The 22,684-nt window shown below is 72.9% G+C and carries 21 protein-coding genes; 9 read left to right on the forward strand and 12 right to left on the reverse strand.

The genetic code is table 11. The features are described 5' to 3' along the window. The first annotated feature begins 1 nt into the window (after window position 1). Complete coding sequence (locus IW256_RS14355; protein ID WP_307828890.1) at window positions 2-1,171, forward strand: acyl-CoA dehydrogenase family protein; 1,170 nt, start codon at window positions 2-4, stop codon at window positions 1,169-1,171. A gap of 79 nt (window positions 1,172-1,250) precedes the next feature. Here the strand turns inward: IW256_RS14355 and IW256_RS14360 are convergent, their stop codons facing one another. The 5 genes from IW256_RS14360 to IW256_RS14380 all read right to left on the reverse strand — a co-directional run bounded on the left by IW256_RS14360 (window position 1,251) and on the right by IW256_RS14380 (window position 7,092). Then, complete coding sequence (locus tag IW256_RS14360) at window positions 1,251-2,000, reverse strand: IclR family transcriptional regulator (RefSeq protein ID WP_197011447.1); 750 nt, start codon at window positions 1,998-2,000, stop codon at window positions 1,251-1,253. Window positions 2,001-2,076: 76 nt separating this feature from the next. Next, complete coding sequence (locus IW256_RS14365) at window positions 2,077-3,102, reverse strand: acyl-CoA dehydrogenase family protein (protein ID WP_197011448.1); 1,026 nt, start codon at window positions 3,100-3,102, stop codon at window positions 2,077-2,079. Then, window positions 3,099-4,328 carry an acyl-CoA dehydrogenase family protein gene (locus IW256_RS14370; protein WP_197011449.1) on the reverse strand — a complete coding sequence of 410 codons (1,230 nt, stop codon included), beginning with the start codon at window positions 4,326-4,328 and terminating at the stop codon, window positions 3,099-3,101. Before IW256_RS14370 ends, IW256_RS14365 begins: the two co-directional genes overlap by 4 nt. Next, window positions 4,325-6,277, reverse strand: a complete 1,953-nt coding sequence (locus IW256_RS14375) for an acetate--CoA ligase family protein (protein WP_197011450.1) — start codon at window positions 6,275-6,277, stop codon at window positions 4,325-4,327. The genes IW256_RS14370 and IW256_RS14375 overlap by 4 nt, the downstream gene beginning before the upstream one ends. 8 nt (window positions 6,278-6,285) lie before the next feature. Further along, on the reverse strand, window positions 6,286-7,092 hold the full coding sequence (locus IW256_RS14380; RefSeq protein WP_197011451.1) for an enoyl-CoA hydratase/isomerase family protein: 807 nt from the start codon (window positions 7,090-7,092) through the stop codon (window positions 6,286-6,288). Between the two features lie 139 nt (window positions 7,093-7,231). Between IW256_RS14380 and IW256_RS14385 the strand changes: the two genes are divergently transcribed. Next, window positions 7,232-8,116: a LysR family transcriptional regulator gene (locus IW256_RS14385; RefSeq protein ID WP_197011452.1), complete on the forward strand. Its 885-nt coding sequence runs from the start codon at window positions 7,232-7,234 to the stop codon at window positions 8,114-8,116. Here the strand turns inward: IW256_RS14385 and IW256_RS14390 are convergent. The 3 genes from IW256_RS14390 to IW256_RS14400 form a co-directional block, all read right to left on the reverse strand. Then, window positions 8,051-8,935: a LysR family transcriptional regulator gene (locus IW256_RS14390; protein WP_197011453.1), complete on the reverse strand. Its 885-nt coding sequence runs from the start codon at window positions 8,933-8,935 to the stop codon at window positions 8,051-8,053. The genes IW256_RS14385 and IW256_RS14390 overlap by 66 nt on opposite strands. Window positions 8,936-9,044: 109 nt before the next feature. Further along, window positions 9,045-9,860 (reverse strand): crotonase/enoyl-CoA hydratase family protein, encoded by an 816-nt coding sequence (locus IW256_RS14395; RefSeq protein ID WP_420535407.1) that lies wholly within the window; start codon window positions 9,858-9,860, stop codon window positions 9,045-9,047. Between the two features lie 67 nt (window positions 9,861-9,927). Then, window positions 9,928-10,170 carry a hypothetical protein gene (locus tag IW256_RS14400; protein WP_197011455.1) on the reverse strand — a complete coding sequence of 81 codons (243 nt, stop codon included), beginning with the start codon at window positions 10,168-10,170 and terminating at the stop codon, window positions 9,928-9,930. Between IW256_RS14400 and IW256_RS14405 the strand changes: the two genes are divergently transcribed. The 7 genes from IW256_RS14405 to IW256_RS14435 all read left to right on the forward strand — a co-directional run bounded on the left by IW256_RS14405 (window position 10,169) and on the right by IW256_RS14435 (window position 18,695). Continuing rightward, window positions 10,169-11,095: an ABC transporter substrate-binding protein gene (locus IW256_RS14405; RefSeq protein WP_197011456.1), complete on the forward strand. Its 927-nt coding sequence runs from the start codon at window positions 10,169-10,171 to the stop codon at window positions 11,093-11,095. The genes IW256_RS14400 and IW256_RS14405 overlap by 2 nt on opposite strands. Window positions 11,096-11,389: 294 nt before the next feature. Beyond that, window positions 11,390-12,583: a hypothetical protein gene (locus tag IW256_RS14410; RefSeq protein ID WP_197011457.1), complete on the forward strand. Its 1,194-nt coding sequence runs from the start codon at window positions 11,390-11,392 to the stop codon at window positions 12,581-12,583. Between the two features lie 161 nt (window positions 12,584-12,744). Continuing rightward, window positions 12,745-13,731 carry a sugar kinase gene (locus tag IW256_RS14415; RefSeq protein ID WP_197011458.1) on the forward strand — a complete coding sequence of 329 codons (987 nt, stop codon included), beginning with the start codon at window positions 12,745-12,747 and terminating at the stop codon, window positions 13,729-13,731. Between the two features lie 22 nt (window positions 13,732-13,753). After that, on the forward strand, window positions 13,754-14,365 hold the full coding sequence (locus tag IW256_RS14420) for a bifunctional 4-hydroxy-2-oxoglutarate aldolase/2-dehydro-3-deoxy-phosphogluconate aldolase (protein ID WP_197016313.1): 612 nt from the start codon (window positions 13,754-13,756) through the stop codon (window positions 14,363-14,365). A 230-nt stretch (window positions 14,366-14,595) separates the two neighbouring features. Then, complete coding sequence (locus tag IW256_RS14425) at window positions 14,596-16,209, forward strand: alkaline phosphatase D family protein (RefSeq protein ID WP_197011459.1); 1,614 nt, start codon at window positions 14,596-14,598, stop codon at window positions 16,207-16,209. 51 nt (window positions 16,210-16,260) lie between these two features. Continuing rightward, window positions 16,261-17,133: a discoidin domain-containing protein gene (locus IW256_RS14430; protein ID WP_197011460.1), complete on the forward strand. Its 873-nt coding sequence runs from the start codon at window positions 16,261-16,263 to the stop codon at window positions 17,131-17,133. 77 nt (window positions 17,134-17,210) lie between these two features. Further along, a complete protein-coding gene (locus IW256_RS14435) occupies window positions 17,211-18,695 on the forward strand; it encodes an FGGY family carbohydrate kinase (RefSeq protein ID WP_307828891.1) in 1,485 nt (494 codons plus the stop codon). A gap of 142 nt (window positions 18,696-18,837) precedes the next feature. On the opposite strand, the gene IW256_RS14440 is transcribed toward IW256_RS14435, so the two are convergent. The 4 genes from IW256_RS14440 to IW256_RS14455 form a co-directional block, all read right to left on the reverse strand. Further along, window positions 18,838-19,617: an SDR family oxidoreductase gene (locus IW256_RS14440; RefSeq protein WP_197011461.1), complete on the reverse strand. Its 780-nt coding sequence runs from the start codon at window positions 19,615-19,617 to the stop codon at window positions 18,838-18,840. A 240-nt stretch (window positions 19,618-19,857) separates the two neighbouring features. Beyond that, entirely contained in the window at window positions 19,858-20,835 is a 978-nt protein-coding gene (locus IW256_RS14445; protein WP_197011462.1) for a dihydrodipicolinate synthase family protein, read from the reverse strand. Window positions 20,836-20,978: 143 nt separating this feature from the next. After that, window positions 20,979-21,710, reverse strand: a complete 732-nt coding sequence (locus tag IW256_RS14450) for an amidohydrolase family protein (protein ID WP_197011463.1) — start codon at window positions 21,708-21,710, stop codon at window positions 20,979-20,981. Further along, window positions 21,707-22,675, reverse strand: a complete 969-nt coding sequence (locus IW256_RS14455) for an amidohydrolase family protein (RefSeq protein ID WP_197011464.1) — start codon at window positions 22,673-22,675, stop codon at window positions 21,707-21,709. Before IW256_RS14455 ends, IW256_RS14450 begins: the two co-directional genes overlap by 4 nt. Window positions 22,676-22,684 lie beyond the last annotated feature (9 nt).

A 22,684-nucleotide genomic window follows, 5' to 3' on the forward strand; every position in this document is an offset into this window, starting at 1 on the left:
CGTGCCCCTGCGACCCCAGCTGGACCGCACGGTCTATGGTGACGAGCACCGGGACTTCGGCGACATGGTCGGCGCCTTCCTGCGCGGCGAGGTGGCGCCGCGCGTCGCCGAGTTCGAGGCCGCGGGGATGGTGGACCGGGGCGTCTACCGGTCCGCCGGAGAGCTCGGCCTGGCCGGCCTGCAGATCCCGGAGGAGTACGGCGGCGGCGGCCAGGACGGCTTCCTCTTCAACTGCGTCGTGACCGAGCAGGTCGCCTACGAACGGGTGACCCTGGGGTCCTTGCGCGTGCACACCGACGTGGTCACGCCGTACGTGCTGTCCCTCGCGACCGACGAGCAGAAACGCCGCTGGCTCCCCGGGATGGCGAGCGGCGAGCTGATGACGTCGATCGCCATGACCGAGCCGGCCACGGGCTCCGACCTGGCCGGCATGCGCACGACCCTGCGCCGCGACGGGTCCGACTGGATCCTCAACGGTGCGAAGACCTTCATCACCGGTGGTGCGCAGTCGGACCTGGTCCTCGTGGTCGCCCGCTCCTCGTCGTCCGAGGACGACCGCCGTGCCGGGCTGACCATCGTCGTGGTCGAGGCGGGCATGCCGGGCTTCACCCGCGGCGCCGGGCTCGACAAGCTCGGGCTCAAGGCGCAGGACACGACCGAGCTCTTCTTCGACGACGTCCGCATCCCCGCGGCCAACGTGCTCGGCGAGGAAGGCCAGGCGTTCCGCTACCTGTCCTCCCACCTGGCCCAGGAGCGGCTGTCCATCGCGGTCAACTCGCAGGCCCAGGCCGTCGCGGCGCTGGAACTGACCTGCGCCTACGTCCGCGACCGGAAGGTGTTCGGCCGGCAGCTCGGCGGTTTCCAGAACACCAGGTTCGTCCTTGCCGAGCAGGCGACGCAGATCGCGGCGGGCCAGGCACTGGTCGATCAGGCCATGGCCCGGCACGAGCGTCGCGAGCTCGCCCCGGCGGCGGCGGCCCAGGTCAAGCTGTTCTGCACCGAGCTCCACGGCCGGGTGGCCGATGCCTGTCTCCAGCTGCACGGCGGCTACGGCTACATCTGGGAGCAGGACATCTGCCGGTTGTACGCCGACGCGCGGGTCGCCCGTATCTACGGCGGGACCAGCGAGGTGATGAAGGGCATCATCGCCCGTACGCTCCAGCTGACCTGATGCGAAGAGGGCGCTCTACGTGAAAGCCCCTGTCGCGCTGTCCGGGGACTGCGCGACAGGGGCTTCGTGCGCTGCCGGGTCAGACCTCCCGGACGACGGCCGGCCGGCCGAGGCGAACGCTCATCGCGTCCGCCTCCCGCAGCACGCCGGCGACGACCTGGTCGCGGATCTTCTCGGCGCGCGCGGTCGGGATGGACACGCCGAGGGCGCCCACGACGTCTCCGGTGGCGTCGAAGACGGGCGCGGCGCACCCCCACAGCTCGGGCCAGCGCACACCGGGGCCGGCCGCGTAGCCGCGCTGCCGGATCTCGGCCAGCATGGTCTCGACCTGCGCGGGGTCGCGGGGGTCGCCGCTCGCGGCCTGCTCGGCGAGGGCCTGCTCGACGGACGACTCGTCGAGCTGTGCCAGCACGGCGTGGCCGGTGGTGACCGCGAGGAGCCGGTAGCGTTGACCGAGGCGCACGTGCGCCCGGACCGGCTTGATCGGCTCCGAGTGGGCCGCGTAGGTCACCGCGCCCTGCTCGTAGACGGCGTAGACCGAGGTCTCGTCCAGCTCGGCGGTCAGCCGGTCGGTGTGCTCGCGGGAGATGGCTAAGAGGCCGACCGAGGTGTTGACCGCGCAGCCGAGCCGCCAGACCAGCATCGTTCCGCGCCAGGTCCGGTCGGCCTGCTGCACGACGTAGCCCTCGTCCGCCATCAGGCGCAGGATCCGCAGCAGCGTCGGCGGCGCCAGCTCGGTGCGCTCGCTGAGCGCCTTGAGGGTCTCCGGACCGTGGTCGCAGACTGCCTCGAGTACCCTCAGCGTCCTTGCGATCGACCCTTCGGCCACCGCTCGACCCCCTGAATCTCCGCGACAATTCGACTGGATCCTAGCAGAATTCTGCTCAGTCGAATTGAATTGCAGGTCAAGCGGTGAGTGCGGCCGCGACCCGTGCGCGGTGGTGGCCGGACGTGCCCAGGAGCAGGGCGCCGACGGTGCAGCGCTTGAAGTAGTGGTGCAGGTCGTGCTCCCAGGTGAAGCCGATGCCGCCGTGCAACTGGAGGGCGCCGCCGGCGACCTCCTCGGCCGCGTCCGTCGTCCAGGCCATCGTGGTCGCGGCGACGAGGGCGCGGTCGGCGGTGCCGGCCTCGAGGGCGCCGGCCAGCTCGAGCACCATCGAACGGATGGACTCGACCTGGATCAGCATGCTCGCGCACCGGTGCTTGACGGCCTGCCGGCCGGCGATCGGCATGCCGAACTGGACCCGCCGGCCGGCGTACTCGACGGTGGTGTCGAGCAGCCAGGTCGCCAGTCCCAGCAGCGTCGCGCCGTGCAGGGCCAGCGCGAGCAGGCGTGCCTCCTCGATCGCCGAGGCCAGGGCGTCGCCGCCGGCGGGCAGCAGCGCGGCGGGGGAGGCCCTGCAGACCACCCGGGCGAGTGGCTGGGTGGCGTCGAGGCTCTCCAGCGGCTCGACGGTGGTGTCGCCCGTCCGGACCAGCGCGAGCCGGCGACCCTCCGGCGCCTGCACGGCCGCCACGACGACATCGGCGACGTCGGCGTCCGGCACGAACGGAAGGGTGCCGTGGACCAGGCCGTCGCGGATCTCGAGCGCGGGGGCGGACCAGGTGCCGTCCTCGGCCAGCAGTCCGTACGTCGCCAGACCGGTCACCTCGCCACCGGCCGGGGTGATGAGGGCGTCGGCGACCGAAGCGCTCAGGAACGGCAGGGGAGCGGCGGCACGGCCCAGGGCCTCGGCGACCAGGCATGCGGTGACCACGTCACCGGCCTCCGCCGGTTCGAGGAGCCCGAGGGCCACCAGCTCGGACCACAGCTCCGCGTCGAACCTCCGGGGCCCCGGTGCGCGGCGCATCCGCTCCAGCGGGTCACGCTTGCGGAGCAGGGCGCCGACGGTCTCGGCGAAGCCCGTCTGCTCGGTGGACGGCAGCTTCATGCGGTCCCCTCCTGGGAGCCGGTGAACTCGCGCCAGGAGACGGTCCTGCTCGGGTCCGCTCCGCGCGGCATGCCGAGGGCTCGCTCGGCGATCTGGTCGCGCAGCACCTCCGAGGTGCCGCCGGCGATGGTCTTCGGCTGCACGCGCAGGAAGGCCCAGGCGTCGTAGGAGCGCGCGCGGTCGCCGGGAGCGTGGGCGACCGTGCCGAGACCGGCGCCGCCGAGGACGTGGCGCTGGAGGCGTTTGGTGTGCTCGGCCTGCAGCACCTTGTTGTACGGCGTGCCGTTCGCCACCGGAGGCAGTCCTTCCGAACGGTGGAGGGCGTTGCGCCGGTTGTTCAGCGCGATCGCCTGGGACTCGACGTACAGGCGCACGATCGCGTCGGCCTGGACGGGGCCGGCTCCCGGAAGACGTTCGGCGACGAGCTCGTCGACGGTCCGGCCGACGACGGAGCCGGGGGTGGCGGCGCCCGCCCCCGAGCCGGCCACCCGCTCGAGCTGGAGCACGGTGCGCACGACCTCCCAGCCCTGGCCGGGTTCACCGAGGCGGTACCGGTCGGGCACCACGACGTCGTCGAGGGTGACCTCGAAGAACTCCGCGTCGCCGGTCATCTGGAGGATCGGCCGGACATCGACGCCGGGCGTCGAGAGGTCCACGAGGAAGCAGGTCAGGCCGGCGTGCTTGGGCACGTCGACGTCGGTACGGGCGACCGCGAGGCCCCAACCGGCCCGGTCGGCGCGGCTGGTCCAGGTCTTGCGGCCCGTGAGGTGCCACCGGTCGCCGTCGCGGCGGGCGCGGGTCCGGACCGAGGCCAGGTCGGAACCGGCCTCCGGCTCGCTGAAGAGCTGGCACCAGAGCACCTCGTTGCGGGCGATCGAGGGGAGCAGCTCGGCGGCGACGTCGTCGCCGGCGAACCTGAGGATCGCGGGCCCGACCCAGCCGGTGCCGATGGCGCTCTCCACCGTGCCCACCCGCCAGCGGGCGAGGGTCCGGCGGACGTCGACCGTCTCGTCGGCGGACAGCGCGCGTCCGCCCAGGCGGGCCGGCCACTCCGGGACGAGCCAGCCGTCGGCCGCGACGGTGCGGACGAGACCGGCGGTCAGGCCGGGATCGAGACCGGCGAGGTGGTCGGCCAGGCCCTCGCGGTCGCCGCTGTCGACCAGCTCGATCCAGCGCGCGGGCAGCACCCGCCGCAGCAGCTCCTCGAGGCGCAGCGCGGCGCTCATCGCACCACCCTGGCGTCGAGGGCGACGATCCGGCCGTCGACGACCCCGAGCGGGTTGCACTCGACGAGCGCGGCACCGGTGCGGTCGGCGAGGCCGGCGAGGGCGAACGCCACCGCGGCGAGCCCCGCCGCCAGCCCGTCGTAGCGTCCCGGCACGCGGCCGAACAGCTCGGCGGCGAGCCGCCGGGCGAAGTGCCCGGCCCCGAGGGCCGCGGGCATGGCGACCGTACGATCCAGCAGCTCGACGTGGGCGCCGCCGAGGCCCGCCGAGACGACCGGCCCCCACTGGGGGTCGCGCCGGACGCCGGCGAACAGCTCCATCGACGCACGGAGCTGGCGCGCCACGATGAGCGGGACACCGCTCGCCAGGAGCTCGGTGGCGACCTCGTGAGCGGTGGCCGCGGTGACGTCGAGCCGGACTCCGCCGGCGCGCGCCTTGTGGACGCCGGCCGCGACGTCGGACTTGAGGACGACCGGCCAGCCGAGAGCCTCGCCGTGGGCCGTCACCTCGGCGGCCGTGGTCGCGGCGCCCCAGCCGGCCACCTCCACGCCGGCGTCGGCGACGAGCCGGAGGCTCTCGGACGCGGTCGGGTCGGAGCCGAGGGAGCCGGTGCCGGCGGCGACCGGCCGGAGGCCGGTGCCGGCGCTCGACCTCGGCGGCGCGCAGGACGCGAGGACCCGGCACGCCGAGTCGAGGTCGGGGAGGACGACCTCGCCGGCCTCGATGCGCGGTCTGACGTCGGCCGGCTCCCGGTCGAGCGTGGCGACGACCGTGGGCGGCGCGGCGGCGGCGTGCGCGCCCGCGGCGGCGGCCTGGTTCTCGCGGCCGATCACGACGACGAGATCGACCTCGCCGCTCTCACGCAGCGTCGTGCAGACCTTCTCGAGCGTCGCGTCGTCGCCGATCGTCTGGGCGGTCACGTCGACGGGGTTGCGCGGAGAGGCGATGCTCGGCAGGTGCGCCATCAGGCGCTCCCGGAGGGCGGCGCTGAGGACGGGGACCTCGAGGCCGAGGCCGCTGAGCAGGTCGGCGGCGACGACGCCGGCTCCGCCGGAGCCCGTCACGATGCCGGTGCGGCGCCCGGCCGCGCGGCCCATCAGGGAGAGGCCCAGCCCGGCGAGCACGAGCTCGCGGTCGGAGCCGGCGAGCGTGGCGCCGTACGCCTCGAACAGCTCCCGGGTCACCGCAGTGTCCGTGCTCACCGCCGCGGTGTGGGAGGCGGCCGCGGTGGAGCCCGCCTCGGAGAGGCCGCCGAGCAGGCACACGACCGGGACGCCGCGGCTCTCCGCGTCGGCCAGCAGGGCCTGCAGGGTGCCCGCGTCGCGGATCCCTTCCAGGTACAGCAGCAGGACCCGGGGATCGGCCGCGGCGAGTACACCTCGGGCCAGGGTGCAGGCGTCCAGGTGGACCTCGTTGCCGCTGCCGATGAAGCCGTCGAGGTGGAAGCCGTATCGGGCGGCCGCCGTGACGATGCGGGCACCGAAGGCTCCGCTCTGGGAGACGAGGAAGGCGCCGCTCCCGTGGCGGCAGTCGACGAGCCCGTCGAAGGCCTGGGCGAAGGTCAGCACTGCGTGGTCGGGTGCGTGGTAGAGCCCGACGGTGTTCGGGCCCAGGATCAAGGTGCCCCGGGTGGTGGTCAGCGAGCCGCCGCCGGTCTCCTCGAAGCCGGAGGCGTACACGACCGCGAACGTGGCACGCCCGTCGATCCGGTCGAGCACCTCCTGGGCGGCCCCGGCCGGCACGCCGAGCAGCGCGACGTCCACGTCCCGGTCGAGACCGTCCCGCGGGCCGGGCGTCAGCACCTCGCCGCCGAACCCCGCCTCGCGCAGGTGCCGCAGGGTGCGGGCGCCGAGGCCGGTCTCCCGCGACGTCCCGCCGATGACGGCGACGCTGGCAGGGGAGAGCAGGGGCCGCAGGTCGGGGACCTGCGGGCCGGGCCGGTTCGTCATGCCCGCCCTCATCGGAGCTCGGCCGGGACACGGGTGTGCTTGGTGGTGCCCCACTCGGGCGCGCGCTTCTCCTTGAAGGCCGCGATGCCTCGCAGGGTCTCGCCGCAGGTGCGGATCCAGGTCAGGACGCGGCGCTCGCGGTTGTACGCCGCGACCCGGTCGGTCGACTCCAGGAACTCGTACATGAGCCGCTTGGTCGCGGTCATCGACACCGGCGCGCAGCGCTCGGCCATGTCGGTCGCGAGCTCGACGGCGACCTCGAGCACGTCCGCCGGTGCGGCGACGTGGGTCGCCAGGCCGCGACGCTCGAACTCGGTGCCGTCGATCGTGCGGCCGGTCAGCAGCAGGTCCATCGCGACGCCGAAGCCCGCCAGCCGGGGGAGGAGCCAGGTCGAGCCGCGGTCGGGCATGATGCCGACCCGGTTGAACGAGAAGGCCAGGCGGGCCGAGTCGGCCACGACGCGGATGTCGGCCTGCATCGCCCAGGTGAGGCTCACGCCGATGGCGTCACCGTTGATGGCCGCGATGATCGGCGTGCTCAGGTTCCATGGCGCCTTCTCCGGCTCGGTGAGGGTCTCGACGCCGTGGGTCCTCTCGTCGCGCCAGTTCATGTCGAGGTCCGCGCCGACGCCGAAGTGCTCGCCGCGCCCGCTGACCACGATCACCGACACCTCCGGGTCCGCGTCGAAGGCGACCAGCGCGTCCTGGAGCTGGAGGGCCATCAGCGGAGTGTAGGAGTTGCGCCGGTCCGGGCGGTCCAGGAAGACCAGGCCGACGCGGCCCTGCCGCTCGACGGTGACGTGACGTTCGGTCATGGGTGCTCCGGTGTTCTGCGAGCGCGTGGCGCGGTACAGGGTTCGCCTCCCACTGTCGCGCCGCCGGAGGCATACGCGCAAAGACCTCTTTTTCGCAGGTCCCATCGGCTGTTCCTATGTCTGGCTAGGGTGAGCTGTCATGGACCTCCGGACGCTGCGCTACTTCGTCGCGGTCGTCGACGAGGGCGGCATGACCCAGGCCGCACGCGTACTGTTCGTGAGCCAGCCGTCGCTCTCCCTGGCGATGCGCCGGCTCGAGGAGGAGCTCGGCGTCCGGCTCTTCGACCGGTCCGGGCGGGGCGCCGTTCCCACGGCCGACGGCGCCCGGCTGGCCGGCCTGGCGCGCCAGATGATCGCCGAGGCCGACGGCGCCAGGGAACGGGTCCGGCAGGTGACCGACCTCGAGGTCGGCCGGCTGGTCGTCGCGACGTCGACCACGCTCGCGGTGCATCCGCTGACCCCGATCATCGCGGCGCTTCGCGGGCTGCATCCCGGACTCGAGGTCCACGTCCGGGACGCGAGCACCGCGGCCGGAGCCTTCGGCGCGGTGCGCTCGGGCGAGGCCGAGCTGGCCGTGGTCGACGTCCTGCCGCCGGACGCGGGATGGGGCTGGTGCGACCTCGGTGCCGAGGAGATCGTGCTGGTGGCGAGCCCGGAGTTCGCCGCGGGGCCGGCGGAGCCGGTCGCGCGGGCACGGGTCGCGGACCTCGACCTCGGGGTGGTTCCCTCGGACCTGGACTCCGCGAGCGCCGCCGCGACGGCCGTGGCGTCGATGGCGGGCCGGGTCCGGGCCCAGTGCGCCCACCGGGCGATGCTGTGGGAGCTGGTCAGGGACGGGACGGTCGCGACGTTCGTCGGCCGGGAGACGGCGAGGGCCGTCATGCCCTGGGCGTCGCTCCGCTCGCTCGACCCGCCGCTGTGGCGGGACGCCCACCTGGTCTGGCGCGAGCAGGCGCTGTCACCCGCCGGCGCCGCCCTCGTCGCGATCGCCCGCGATCGCGACGAACCCCCGGGCGACCGGTGAGAGGCGGACCGGGTCGAAGACCAGCCCGACCGACTGGGTGAACGGCGGGTCCATCGGCCGCACGTGCGCCCCGGCGGCCGCCGCCTCCACGGCGAGCCGGGGGCCGACGATCGTGGCGCCCACCCCGGCCAGCATCAGCGAGGTGCGGGCCTCGCGCTGGTCCGCGACCACGGCGGCCGACAGGGGAGTCCGGGTCGTGGCCCGCTCGAGGGCCGAGTTGCGGCCCGCCGCGACGAGCACGGTCGGTACGGCGGACAGCTCCCGCATCGTCACCGCGCCTTCCGGGACGGCTCCGGATCGCGGGGGGAAGGCGACCTGCCACTCCCACGAGCCGATCGGCAGCACCGTCAGCGCGTCGTCCACCGGCGGGGACACGGGCAGCCGGGTGCAGACGATCTCTGCGGTGCCTCCGGTCAGGACCTCGGCCGTCGCGTCCTCGCGGTCGAGGTCGTGCACCCGGACCGCCCGCCCCGGCGCGGCGCGGAGCCACGCCGAGACGAGCGCCGAGAACGGGCCGCTGACCACGGTCGACAGGGCCGCGAGCTCCAGCCGGCCGCCCTGGCCGGCCGCGGCCAGGGTCTCCACTGCCTGCTCGCAGTCGCGGAGGATCCGGCGCGCCGGCCCGACCAGGGCGTGGCCCGCCGGCGTCGGTGACATCCCGCGGCCGACGCGGTGGAACAGCTGTGCTCCGAGCTCCTGCTCCAGGGCGCGGATCGCGGCCGACACCGTCGACTGCTGGACGCCGAGCCGTGCGGCGGCGGCCGTCGCGCTGCCGGTGTCGCGGACGCTCAGGAAGGCTCGCAGCTGGTGGAGTTCCACGTCAGCAGCCTAGGCTCCGTCCCAAGAGTCCCGGCCCTCGCCGCTCGCCCCACCGGGCAGCGGCGCGCTCGCGCGGTGGCAGAGGCCACTGCGAGACAGGTCCCCGGGCTCAGCTGCCGGTCCAGTCGGCCGGCCGCTTCTCGGCGAAGGCGCGTGCGCCTTCTCGGGCGTCGTTCGAGGCGAACACCTCGTCGACGTACGGCTGCTGACGGGTGAACCGCTCCTCGTGCGGCCAGGCGCGGGACTCGACGATGATCCGCTTGCTCGCGGCGACCGCCAGCGGCCCGTTGGCGGCGATCGTTCGGGCGAGGGCCAGGGCGGCGTCGAGCGCGCCTCCCGTGTCCGTCAGCGTGCCGACCAGGCCGAGGGCGTGCAGCCGCTCGGCACCCACCGGGTCGCCGGTCAGCGCCAGTTCCATGGCGACGACCTCGGGCAGCCGGTCCGGCAGGCGGTGCAGGCCACCGGCCGCGGCGACCAGCCCGCGCTTCACCTCGGGGATGCCGAACCGCGCCGTCGACGCCGCGACGACCAGGTCGCAGGCGAGCACGAGCTCGAAGCCGCCGGCCAGCGCCCATCCCTCCACGGCGGCGATGAGCGGCTTGCGGGGCGGTGCCGCCGTCACTCCGCCGAAGCCGCGTCCTGGGATGCTCGGCCGCTCGCCGCGGAGGAAGCCCTTGAGGTCCATGCCCGCGCAGAAGCTGCCTCCGGTGCCGGTGATCACTGCGAGACGCAGGGCCGGATCGTCGTCGAGCCGGTCGAGGGCGGCCGCGATGAGCCGCGCCATGGGCAGGGTCATGGCGTTCTTCGCCCGCGGCCGGTTGAGGGTGATGACGAGCACGCCCTCCCGGTCATCGACGAGCACCTCGGGTGCTTCGCGTGCGCCGGTCGTCGCGGGCGAGGGCGCGGTGTCACGGGCGTCGCTCACGGGTGATCTTCCCTCCGGTGGATGCGGCCGAATGTCGGCACAGGCCTTGACAGACCAGTGACGGCGGTCACAGCATTGCATACAGTGGAATAAAGTTCCATTGAAAGAAATGTCCGGTGGACAAGGAGAGGACCACGATGCGTCGAGTTCCTGGCCGTTCGGCGACCGCCGCCGCTGCCGCAATGCTGGTGCTGTCGGGTGTCTTGGCCGCTTGCAGCAGCCCCCGGGGCGGTGACAGCGGGGCGGACGAGAAGTCGGGGGCGGCGATCTGCCCGAGCGCCGGCACCAAGGGGACGATCAAGATCGGCATGAGCTCCCCGCTCGCCGTGTTCGCGCCGCTCCTGCTCGGCATCGAGACCGGGGCGTTCGGCAAGGCCGGCATCGACATCGAGATTCAGAAGATCCCGAGCGCCGAATCGCTGCCGCTGGTCGCCCGTGGTCAGCTCGACGCGCAGATGACCTCGCTGAGCTCGGCCCACTTCAACACCCTGAAGGACGGGGTGGACGTTCGTTGGATCGTTCCGATGGACAACCAGCAGGAGATCCCGGCCGGTACCCCGGTACCCGGCTACTGGTCGCGCAAGGACGTCGTCGGTAGTGCCACCTCCCCCGACCTCTCCAAGCTCAAGGGCGCCAAGGTCAGCACTCCCACCGGTGGCACCGGCGTGAGCGGCCTGATCCTCGACAACGCGCTGGGCAAGGCGGGTCTGGGCATCAAGGACGTCAAGCTCTCCGCGCCACTGGTCGGCCCCGACGCGCTGAACGGCCTCGCGAACCGTGCGGTCTCGGCCGCCTGGATCTCCGCTCCCCTCGAGGTCGAGGCCGCCAAGAACCCCGACCTCGTCCCGATCGCGGGCTACGCGCCGGGCGTGACCGGCACCGCCGTCATGGCCGGCCGGACGCTCCTCGATCGGCCCGAGGTCGCCGTCAAGTTCATCCAGGTGCTCAGCAAGGTCACCGCGCAGTACCTCAAGGGCGACTACCGCAAGAACGCCGAGGCGGTGCGCCTGCTCGCGGCCGCCGAGAAGGTCGACAAGTCCACGATCGAGAACTCGGCCCTCCTCGCCTTCAACCCGTCGTTCTCGATGCAGGGGACGGAGAAGTTCGCGGACGACCTGCAGGCGTTCGCCCTCAAGCGCGGCGAGCTGGAGTACGACAAGCCGCTCGACTCCGCGGACCTCATCGACACCCGGTTCACCGAGGCCGCGGCCGGCTGCGACTCCGTCGTCCAATGAGCGCGGGTGCCCCCTGGCTCCCGGGCGGCGTCCGCGTCGTGGAGCTCGGCGGCATCGGTCCCGTCCCGCACGCCGGCATGCTCCTCCCGTCCCCCCGGCCCAGATTCCCGGGCGTGAGCTCTTGCTCCGCCGGTTCGTCGCTGCCACACTTTCCAATCAACGACATGTCGATTATATCTTCGATATTTTGGAGGTTGGTATGCGACGGGCCACGCTCGCCGCCGGCACGCCCGAGCTCGCCCTGATCTCCGTCCCGGCTCGGGCCGACTCCGACGCTTCAGGACCACGGTCACGATGAGCAGGCCACGTACCGCCGAGGTGCCCACCGACCGGGCCCGGCAGGTGGGCACCTCGGCGGTGTACGTCTTCCCGGAGGACGTGCTTCTCACGGGGGCGGACCGGATCTGCGAGCTCGCCCACGGCCTCGGGGTGGGCGCCGTGTCGGTGTGCCTGCGCTACCACGCCTCGAGACGGTGGCTGCCGCGGCACCGTACTTTCGCACACAGCCTGTCCGGTGCGATGTACTGGCAGGCCGACGCCGGTACCTACGGCGCTCTGCGGCCGGGGCAGGTGGTGGACGAGGCGCTGGAGGCGGCGCTGCACCGCCTCCGGCAGGCGACCGACCGTCACGGTCTGGCGTTCCACGCCTGGCTCGTCGTCCTCCAGGACGCGGGCGTGGTCGCGTCCCACCCCGGCGCCGCGGCCACCACTTTCGACGGCCGCCCGCATGCCGAGCTGCTCTGCCCGGCCGGCGGGCGCGTTCGCAGGTTCGCGGCCGACCTCGTTCGCGACGCCTGCGCCCGGTTCGCGCCGCGCCTGCTCGACCTGGAGGCCGTCGCCTTCCCCTCCTGGCCGCAGAGCTACTCCGTGGCGGTGGAGATCGACGCGGTCCGCCGAGAGCTCCGGCACCTGATCACACAGTGCGCGTGCGCGAGCTGCCGCGTGCTGCTCGCGGGCCACGGCGTGGAGCCGGGCGACCTGCGCGACGCGGTCGACGCGACGGCCTCCGGCGGGCCTGACGCCGGGCCGGAGACCGGCCCGCTGCTCGACCGGATCGCCCTCGCTCGGGCCGAGGGCGTACGCGGCCTCATCGACGAGATGCGCGATGCCGCGCACGCCGCCGGGGCCGCCATCCGGCCGCTGGTGTTCGCCGACGCGGCCGGTGCCCGCCTGCAGGGGGCATGGGGACGCGGGCTGGCGGCGGCCGACGCCGTGGGGATCGGCGCGGACCTGAGCGACGGCCTCGGCGCGGGCGCGCGCGAGGTGATCGCCCCGTCCCCGATGCCCGTCGCGGCCTCGCTCACCTGGAGCCCCGGCTGGACGCCGGACGTCATCGACGCGGGCGCCGCGGCGCTGGCGTCCCAGGGCGCGCACGCGGTGAGTCTCTACAACCTCTCGCTGGTCTCCTCGGGGCGGCTGGAAGATCTGGCGCTGATGGCGAGCCGGTTTCGGTCGGCCGCCGGCCGTTGCGGCCCCTCGCCCACGTAATCATTTGGGAGGTACAGGATGGTCATGCCGAAGGCGGCGCGTACAGCGGCCCCGGCGCAGCTGGCGGCCGTGGCCGACTCGGCTCATGTGGCGGTGGTGACCGCGGAGGTGGCCGGGAGGTACGCCGGTGACCCGTGGCCCCGGTCCGATCGTTCCGCTGGATGACACCGGGCGTGGAAGAGATCTCCGGGGCGCCCGAGGTCGTGACCTGTGGCGAGGCGATGCTGCTGTTGCTGGCCGAGCCGGGGGTGCCGCTGGCCCGGGCGCGCCGGTTCACGGGCTCGGTCGCGGGGGCCGAGAGCAATGTCGCGATCGGGCTGGCCCGGCTCGGCCACTCGGTGCGCTGGATCGGTTCGGTGGGGGCGGACCCGGCGGGGGACACGGTGCTGAGCACGATGCGCGCCGAAGGTGTCGACACCTCCCGGGTCACCGTGCACCCGACGGCCCCCACCGGCCTGCTGCTGCGCGACAGCCACGCGACGCGCGGCATCGACGTGCAGTATCACCGTGCCGGCTCGGCCGCGTCGACGCTCGCGCCGGAGTCGGTCCACGCACCCCTGTCCTCCGGTACCAGGCTGCTCCACCTCACCGGCATCACCGCCATGCTCTCCGACTCGACCCACCGGCTGACCAGGTACCTGATCGACGCGGCGCGCGACCGGGGAGTGATGATCTCGTTCGACCCCAACGTCCGCCACAAGCTCGGCACCCCGGATCGCTGGCGCGCCGTCGTGGGACCGCTCCTCACCCGGGCCGATCTGGTCCTGGCCGGGGCCGACGAGTTGGAGCTGCTGACGGGACAGGACGCGGAACGCGCGGTGCACACGTTGCGCGACGGCGGCGTCGATGGCGTGGTGGTCAAGTACCCCGACAAGTCGGCGGTGCTGACGAACGCCGCCGGCACCCGTACGCAGCCCGCGTTCCCGGTGTCCGTGACGGATCCGGTGGGCGCGGGCGACGCGTTCGCGGCCGGACTGCTCTCCGCGCTTCTGCGCGGGGTCCCGCCCGGCCGCGCGCTGGCGGAGGCGGCGACCGTCGCGGCGCTGGTCGTCCAGTCCACCACCGACATCGACGGCCTGCCCACGCCCGCCCAGCGGGATCGGGCGTTCGCGCACCTCGTCGACCATGCCGAGTCCGTACACCGCTGATGTCTCATGATCGGAAGACGTGATGTATCCCTGGGAGGTCATGCACGGCATCGCGCGGCAGCGGGTGCTGGGGATCATCCGCTCGGACGGCGTCGAGGGCGCCGTCCGAGCGGCCGAGACCGCCATAGGCGCCGGCATCCACACCGTCGAGGTGTCGCTGACCACGCCTGGCGCGCTGGCGGCCATCGAGCGGCTCGCGGCGGCCCACCCCGCCGTCCGCGTCGGTGCCGGCACGGTTCTGGACGAGGCCGCCGCGCGGGCGGCGGTCGCGGCGGGCGCCCGGTTCCTGGTCTCGCCGTCACTGCACCGTGGCGTGGTCCGCACGGCCCACCGGTACGGGATCGCGGTGATCCCGGGAGCCGCGACACCGACGGAGTGGGTCCGCGCGATGGAGATGGGCGCCGATGCCGTCAAGCTGTTCCCGGCGTCCGCCTACTCGCCGGCAGCACTGCGCGACATGCTCGCCGCGCTGCCGCAGGTGCCCGTCGTGCCCACCGGCGGGGTGAGCCTGACGAGCGCTCCCGGCTGGATCGCGGCCGGAGCGGTCGCCTGTGGAATCGGCTCGGCGCTGACCGCGGCGGGCGCCGATGCGGCCGTCGCCGATCTGCTGGATCGGTTGGCCGCGGCACGCTGAGCGCGCCGCTCGCCTACGGGGAGTAGCAGGCGAATCCTTTTTGCTTTGCCCAACCCTTGGCCGCGTCTTTACGCAGGGTCCGCCACCTGCCATTATGGCTGCATCGAATCCCGAAGATATCTTCGATATATCGAAGCTAGGAGGATCGGCGTTCCGCCGGAGCCCAGGCGTGGTCGACCTTCCACCAGGGCCGGAGCGGGGATGGGCAACGACACGGAAGGCAGAGGGGCTTGAAAAGCGACAACCCGAATTCGGACCGACCCTCCGCGGAGAGCCTGCTGGCGGCGAAATGGGCACGCAGGCGCTTCCTGACGGTGACGGGGGCGGCGGCCGGCCTGGCTCTCACCGCCGGGGTGCCCATGGCCGCCCCGGCGACCGCCACGCGCACCCGCGACTACCCGTTCACGCTCGGGATCGCATCCGGCGATCCCCTACCCGACGGGGTGGTGATCTGGACCCGGCTCGCCCCCGACCCGCTGGAGCCGTTCGGCGGCATGCAGTACGGCACGAAGGTTCCGGTGCGATGGGAGGTGGCCGAGGACGAACGGTTCCGCAAGGTGGTGCGCCGGGGAACCGCCTACGCCGTCTCCGAGTTCGCGTACTCCGTCCACGTCGACGTACGCGGCCTGCGGCCGTCGGCCGAGTATCACTACCGCTTCATGGCCGGATCGGACGTCTCACCGGTGGGACGCACCAAGACCGCGCCGGCAGTGGGGGCGCGGCTCTCCGCCCTGAACTTCGCCTTCGTCTCCTGCCAGCATCGGGTCGTCGGTCACTACACCGCCTACCAGCACATGCTCCAGGAGGACCTGGACGTCGTCTTCCACCTCGGCGACTACATCTACGAGGGCCCCGACCAGGGCACCCTCGGCCGGGGACACTACCCGGTCCGGACCCTCGCGACCCTGGACGACTTCCGGATCCGGCTCGCGCAGTACAAGACGGACCCGCACCTGCAGGGCGCGCACGCCGCGTTCCCGTGGATCGTGACGCTCGACGACCACGAAGTGCTCAGCGACTGGGTGTCCAAGTACTCCTACTACCACCCGCAGGAGAGCTTCGAGCAGTTCCTGGTACGCCGGGCCAACGCCTTCCGCGCCTACTGGGAGCACATGCCCCTGCGGCTCTCGCAACTGCCCAAGGGGCCGGACATGCCCCTGCACCGCCGGTTCGGCTTCGGTGATCTGGCCGAGTTCAGCGTCCTGGACACCCGCCAGTACCGCGACGACCAGCTCCACAACGGCGGCAACGCGCCGCCGGACGAGCAGACCCGCGACCCCGCCCGCCAGATGATCGGCGCGCAGCAGGAGCGCTGGCTGTTCGACGGCCTCGCCGACTCGGGCGCCACCTGGAACGTCCTCGCCCAGCAGGTCTTCTTCTCCCAGCTCGACCTCGACCTGGACGACGCCAAAGAGCGGTACGTCATGGACGCCTGGGACGGCTACGAGGCCCAACGCAACCGGATCGTGGACTACATGCACGACCGGAGGATCGCCAACCCGGTCGTGCTCACCGGCGACGTGCACGCCAACAACGCGTGCGAGATCAAGAAGAACTTCGACGACCCCGACTCCGCCACCGTCGGCGTCGAACTCGTGGGGACGTCCATCAGCAGTTCGGGTGACGGGGCCGACACCGATCCCGGCAGGGACGCCCTGGCCTCCCAGCTGCCGCACATCAAGTACTACAACGTCCAGCGCGGGTATGTCCGCTGCCAGGTGACGCCCGACCTGTGGCGTACCGACTTCAAGGTGGTCCCGTACGTCAGCCGTCCGGGAGCGCCCATCCGGACCGACGCCACCCTGGTCGTGGAGAACGGACGGCCGGGGCTGCAGTTCGGATGACGGCGCTCCGGCGTCGTGTCCCTTTCCGCGGAACGAGGAAGGTAGAGACACGTGTTCCACCATGCCGACACGACCACCATGAGGCGCGTGGCCGCCGCGCTGCTCGTCGCGGCGCCGCTGGTCGCGGTCGCGTCCAGCGGCCAGTTCGCCACGGCGGACGCCGCGGGGCGGAAGGCCCCGCCGGTAGGGCTCTCGGCGTCGCCGCAGCGCCTGGACCTGCTGCCACGCCCATGCATGCCGACCCTGCTGACCGTCGAATTCCACAACCGGACCACCGAGCCCACCTACGCCACCGCCTTCATCCGCGCCTCGGCTCCGCTGCGGGTCTCCGACAAGGCCGTCACCACGTACGTTCCCGCGGACTACGACGCCACCGCGCCCGTCCAGGTCTCCGTACCCGGTGACACGCCGCCGGGCGAGTACCTGATCCATCTGAACGCAGAACGCGAGCGGACCACCGTCCCGGTCGTCGTGTCGGCGCCGCCCGACGACCCCGGCCGCAACCTCGCCCTCGGCCAGGAGACCACCGCCTCGTCCGTCGGCGGGCTGCTGGACCCCTGCGGCGCCGTCGACGGCAACCGCACCTACACCCTGCTGGGTTACAACCGGCCGGCCACGGCCTGGGCCGACGCCACCCCCAACGAGTTCCCCGACCGGCTGCAGACCACCCTCGCCGCACCGGCCAAGGTCGGCAGGGTCGACCTGCACACCCATGCCGACAAGCGGTTCGCCCTCCGGGACTGGGACGTCCAAGCACTGACCGGCGCTGGCTGGCAGACCGTCGCGCAGGTGCGGGGACACACGGCCGGCCGCTACAGCTCCAGCTTCACGCCCATCACCGCGAGCGCCGTACGCATCAACATGCTGGCCACCAACGGATACGCCTTCTCCACCATCGTGGAGCTAGAGGTGTACGGACAGTAACAGTCAGGCTCCCCGCACCTGCGACAGCACACAGCGGAAGGCCGGCCCCGCCCGGCCCCTTCCTGGAGAGGCGACCCGTGGCGCCATTCGATCTGGACAGCGTGTTGATCGGCGTCGATCTCGGCACGCAAGGTGTCCGCGCGCTCGCTGTCACCGGTAAGGGCGAGGTCGTGGGCAGGGGCAGCGCGACGCTGACCAGCAGGCGCGAGGAGAACCGCCACGAGCAGGACCCGACGCAGTGGTGGCCGGCGGTCGCCACCGCCACACGTCAGGCGCTGAGCAGCGTCCCACCGGTCGCGGTGGCGGGAATCGCCGTCGCCGCGACCTCCGGGACGCTGCTCCTGGTCGGACCGGCGGGCGAACCCCTCACGGCGGGCGTCATGTACGACGACACGCGGGCGACCGAGGAGACCGCCCTCGTCAACGACGCCGGCGCCGCCACCTGGGCAGCCCTGGGCTACCAGCGGATGCAGCCGGCGTGGGCCCTGCCGAAAGCGCTCTGGCTGCTGCGACACCACGAGCGCGCTCTGGACGCGACAAGGCTGGCGCACCAGAGCGACGTCATCAACCGGCGGCTGGTCGGCCACGAGGTGCCGACCGATCTGAGCAGCGCGCTGAAGACCGGCGCGGATCTCCTCACGGGCACCTGGCCACTCGCCGTGTTCGACGCGCTCGGAATGCCGGACGACCTGCTGCCCCCGCTGGTCACCCCCGGTACCCGCATCGGCGCCGTTTGCACCGCCGCCGCCGATGAGACGGGCATCCCGCCCGGCACACCGGTGTTCGCGGGCATGACCGACGGCTGCGCGGCCCAGCTCGCCTCCGGCGCCCTGCAGGTCGGCAGCTGGAACTCCGTGCTCGGCACCACCCTGGTGCTCAAGGGCGTCACCCGGGAGCCGATCCGCGACCCCGCCGGCGTCGTCTACTCCCACCGCGGCCCGAACGGGACCTGGCTGCCCGGCGGCGCATCCAGCTCGGGCGCGGGGGTGATCTCACGAGATTTCCGGGAGGAGGATCTCGAAGCCCTGACCAACGAGGCCGCTTCCTGCGAACCCGCGGCGCCGGTGTGTTATCCGCTGGTCTCCGCAGGAGAACGTTTCCCGTTCGTGGCCCCGCAGGCCCGGGGCTTCGTCGCCGGCGAGACGACCGGCGAAGCCGAACGGTTCGCCGCCATGCTCCAGGGTGTCGCGTACATCGAACGGCTCTGCTTCGACTACCTCGACCTGCTCGGCGCCCCACTCGACGGTGACCTCGTACTGACCGGCGGCGCCACCCGCAGCGGCTACTGGAACCAGCTGCGAGCGGACATCCTCGGGCGACCGGTGGTGCTGCCGGAGAACGCCGAGCCGGCGCTGGGCATGGCCATCCTCGCCGCCGGGGCATACCGGGACCCGGTCGCGGCGGCCACGGACATGGTGCGCCTTCAGGCGGTCATCGACCCGCGCGTGGATGCGTTCGGCCGTTTCCGAGCCGGATACCTGCGGCTGGTCGAGTCGCTTGAACAGCGTGGCTGGCTGCCGTCGACCACGGCCGCGCACGCGCGGAAGAGGACGGCAGGGTGACGACCCCCGCGCACAGATCGCCAGGCCCGGTCCACTGACGCCCCGAGGACGCCCGGGGACGCCCGAAGGACGCCCGGAGGACGCACCGATCGAGGGGGAGTATGGCCCGGCCCGCGGTCTCCACTGACCGCGGGCCGCCTTCTCACTCGGTCTCGGCGCCGATATCGACGGCGAGGGCATGGGTGCCGGCGAGCAGCCCGCCGTCCACGGGCAGATCGATCCCGGTGATCCAGCCGGCGTGGTCGGAGGCCAGGAACGCGACGGCGCGGGCGACGTCCTCCGGGGTGCCGACCCGGCCCATCGGATACCACCGCTTCGCGGTCTCCAGCGCCTCGGGATGGGTGCGCAGCCGGTCCTGCCAGCCGACGGTGGCGATGGTGCCGGGGGACACCGAGTTGATCCGGACGCCGAACCGGCCGTACTGGACCGCCAGCGCCCGGGTGAGGTTCAGCAGGCCGGCCTTGGCCGCGCTGTAGACGTCGTTGCCGAAGTAGCGGTGGCCGTTGACGGAGGCCACGTTGACCACCGCTCCCCGCCCGGCCTCCCGCATCACCGGCAGCACGGCCTGGCACATCCGGATCGCGCCGCCGAGCACCACGTCCAGGTCCACCGACCAGACCGACTCGTCGATGCTCTCGAACCGCTCGTTGGCGCAGACCGCGGCGTTGTTGATCAGGACCGCGGGCGGACCGTACGCCTCGGTGAACTCGCCGATCGTCCGGCGCACCCCGGTGGCGGACCGCACGTCGAGCTCGGCGGCCGCGGCCCCCGGCACCTGGTCGGCGGCCTGGCGGGCCCGGCCCGGATCCAGGTCGGTGACCAGCACCTGGTGGCCGGCGGCGGCCAGCGCCCGGGCGATCGCGATGCCGATGTCCCCACCGGCCCCGGTGACCAGTGCGGTCGTCGCTGCTGACCCGTTCATCAGGTTGCCTCTTCTCTGCTGGACCGGTGCGCCCGGCGCCGGGTCGCCGGGCGCACCGGCGGATCGCTGATCGCTGGACGTGCCCGCCAGTGCTTGATGCCCGGAGGGGCGCTCATGTCCCCGCGGGGAGGGCGACGGGCATGAGGCCGGCGACCACGGCCGCCGCGCCGAGCGTGCGGGGCCTCACCGGCATCGTTCGCGGACGGGCCGGGAGGCGGATCGGTCGCGGGTGTCGGAGGGTCAGCCGGAAAGGTCCGGCAGCAGATCAGCGAACTCGGCGAGGAAGCGGTCGATGACGCGCCGCTCCTCGGCGTCCAGCTCGTGCGCCGGGCCCCGGCACAGGTCGCTGGCGATCAGGCCGCGCCGGTACGAGATGCGCTTCTCCGCCGCGATGATGAGTTCGGTGTCGAGCATCCAGTACGAGATGTACGGCAGCAGCCGGCGGTGCAGATCCTCCCCGCCCGCCGTGTCGCCTTCGGCGAACCGGCGCCAGATCTCCACGTAGATCTCGGTGAAGGAGCAGCCGGGCTGGGTGCCCACCGCTCCCCGGCGGATGGCGTCGGGGAGCTGCACCCCGGCGTACCCCTCGATGGAGGCCAGCGGCGGGTCGAGCGCGGCGAGCTCGGCGATGAGCCGGCCGGGAGGGCTGGACTCCACCTTGACCAGCCGCAGGTTCGGATGCGCCGCGGCGATCGCGGCCAGGGTGGCGCCGTCCAGGCTGGTCCCGGTCTCGGTCGGCGCGTACTGGAGCACGACCGGGGTGGGGGCCACCGCGTCGAGCACCGCCCGGACATGGTCCACCAGGGCCCTGCGGGACGGTGACAGGAAGTGCGGCGGCAGCAGGTTGATCAGGTCGGCGCCGGCGGCGACCGCCTCGCGGGCCCGGGCCACCACCAGCCGGGTGGCGTGGTCCTGCACCGCGACGATGGCCGCCACGTCCGCCCGGGGCCCGGTCTCGGCGAGCAGCACCGCGGTCAGCGTCCGCCGTTCGTCCTCGGTGAGCTTGTAGTACTCGGAGGCGAAGCCGGGGAACATCATGCTGCTCACGCCGGTGCCGAGGACGTAGCGCACCACCCGCCGGAAGCCGTCCACGTCGATGTCACCGGTGGCGGTGAACGGCACCGCGAGCACCGGTGACACGCCGCGCACCAGTGACCCGGCGTCATCCGGCTCGGGTACGGGCTCGCCAGGGGAGACCGTCGCCGGTGAAACACTCATCAACCCGCCCACCATCCTTGCTGCCCTCGCCGGGGCGGCGATCTCACTCGCCGTCCCCCGACCTTTCGATATTTGGAAAACATTTTTCGCTTTACAGATATGCTACGAGGTGTACCAATCGGAAACAACCCCTGGCGGCAGGGTCAGCCGAGCAGTCGGGCGATGGTGCCCCCGAGCACCTGCTCCCGAGCCGAGTCGTCGATCGGCCAGTCCAGTACCCGGCCCAGCTCGGCCCGGGGCACGGTGTACGGCGCATCGGTGGAGAACACCAGCCGGGACGTGCCGATCGCGGGATCGGCGCCGAGTTCGTTGAGCACCGTGTCCCAGGGGGCGTAACAGGTGTCGCCGTACAGGTTGGACGCCTGCCGCAGAGCGGGCGCGGCGTCGATCCAGAAGTCGGTCGCCCCGCTGCGCCCCATCACGAACGGGACCTCCGGATACCGCAGAGCCAGCGACGCCAACGGCAGCGGCAACGCGTTCGGCGGCGTACCGGTCCGCACGTAGACCGGCCACCGGTTGTCCGCGGCGAACTCCAGCAACGGATCCACCAGGCCGTCCAGCAGGTCGAACCCCTGGAGCACGCTGTCCACGTGCAACGCCCGCGCACCCGCGTCCCGGGCCCGGGCGAGCTCCTCGACCGCCTCGGCGCCGCGCCACGGGTTCGCCACGGCGTACGGCACCAGCCGGCCCGCCGACTCCCTGGCGGCGTCGGTCACCAGCTCGTTGCCGGCGCGGTTGTGGTACGCCACGCAGCGCTCGTCCGGCGCCACCAGCGCACGGTCGATGCCCAGCTCGTCCATGGTGGACAGCAGGCCGGCCACGTCCAGGGACACCTCGCGGCCGCGGCCCAGCCGCACATGCGCGTCGATGATCATCGCTCGCCTCCCGCACTCGCCGCCGGGCCGGCCGTCGGGCCGGCCGTCGCCACGTCGGCCGTTCCCGTGCCGGCCGTCGCCACGTCGGCGGCGGCCGGCCGGGGCAGGCCCAGCGCGCCCAGCGCGTCCGCGTGGATGATCTGCTCGATCAGCTCTTCCGGGACCCGGGGCAGGCGGGTCCCGTCCAGGATCCCGTTCACCCCGCGCAGCCCGGCGATCGCCTCGGCGGTGGTGGCGATCGGGAAGTCCGAGCCGAGCAGCAGCTTGTGCGTGCAGCCCCACTCGACCGCGGCCAGCAGTGACTCGTAACAGACCCAGGGCCGCAGGTAGATCGAGGAGACGTCCGCGTACACATGCGGATGCTTGCGGATGGTCACCACGGTCTCCTTGCCCCATGGGTGGCCCATGTGCGCCATGACGATCCGCAGTTCCGGAAACCGCAACGCGATCTCGTCGGTCACCAGCGGATAGGTGTACCGCAGCGGGGCGGCGCGGATCGGCGAGGCCCCCTGGTGGAACAGGATCGGCAGGCCGAGCCGCTCGCACCAGGCGTAGAAGGCCAGCGCCGGCTCGCAGAGCGGGTCGAAGTTCTGGTAGTTCGGGCCCAGCTTGACCCCGACCAGGCCCAGCTCCCGGCAGCGCTCCGCCTCCTCGAACACGTCCGGGGCCAGCGGGTTCACCGACATGAAGCCGATCCGGCGGCCCGGATCGGCGGCCACGAACTCGGCCGTCGCGTCGTTGGTCCGCTCCGGCGGGTACGGCATGCCGGTGGCCGCCAGCGGGTCGGGCACCGCGATGTTGAAAACGATCGAGATGTCCGCCGCGGCCATGGCCTCCGCGTAGTCGGCCCAGGAGTTGGTGGTGACCACCGGCCGGTCGGTCCGCCACCCGGAGAACACCCGCCGCTCCTCGTGCGGCACCGCGTCGCGGTGGGTGGGGGTGTGCGCGTGCACGTCCACAATCACGGCTTCACC

This window comes from Actinomadura viridis (genome assembly GCF_015751755.1).
GTDB lineage: Bacteria > Actinomycetota > Actinomycetes > Streptosporangiales > Streptosporangiaceae > Spirillospora > Spirillospora viridis.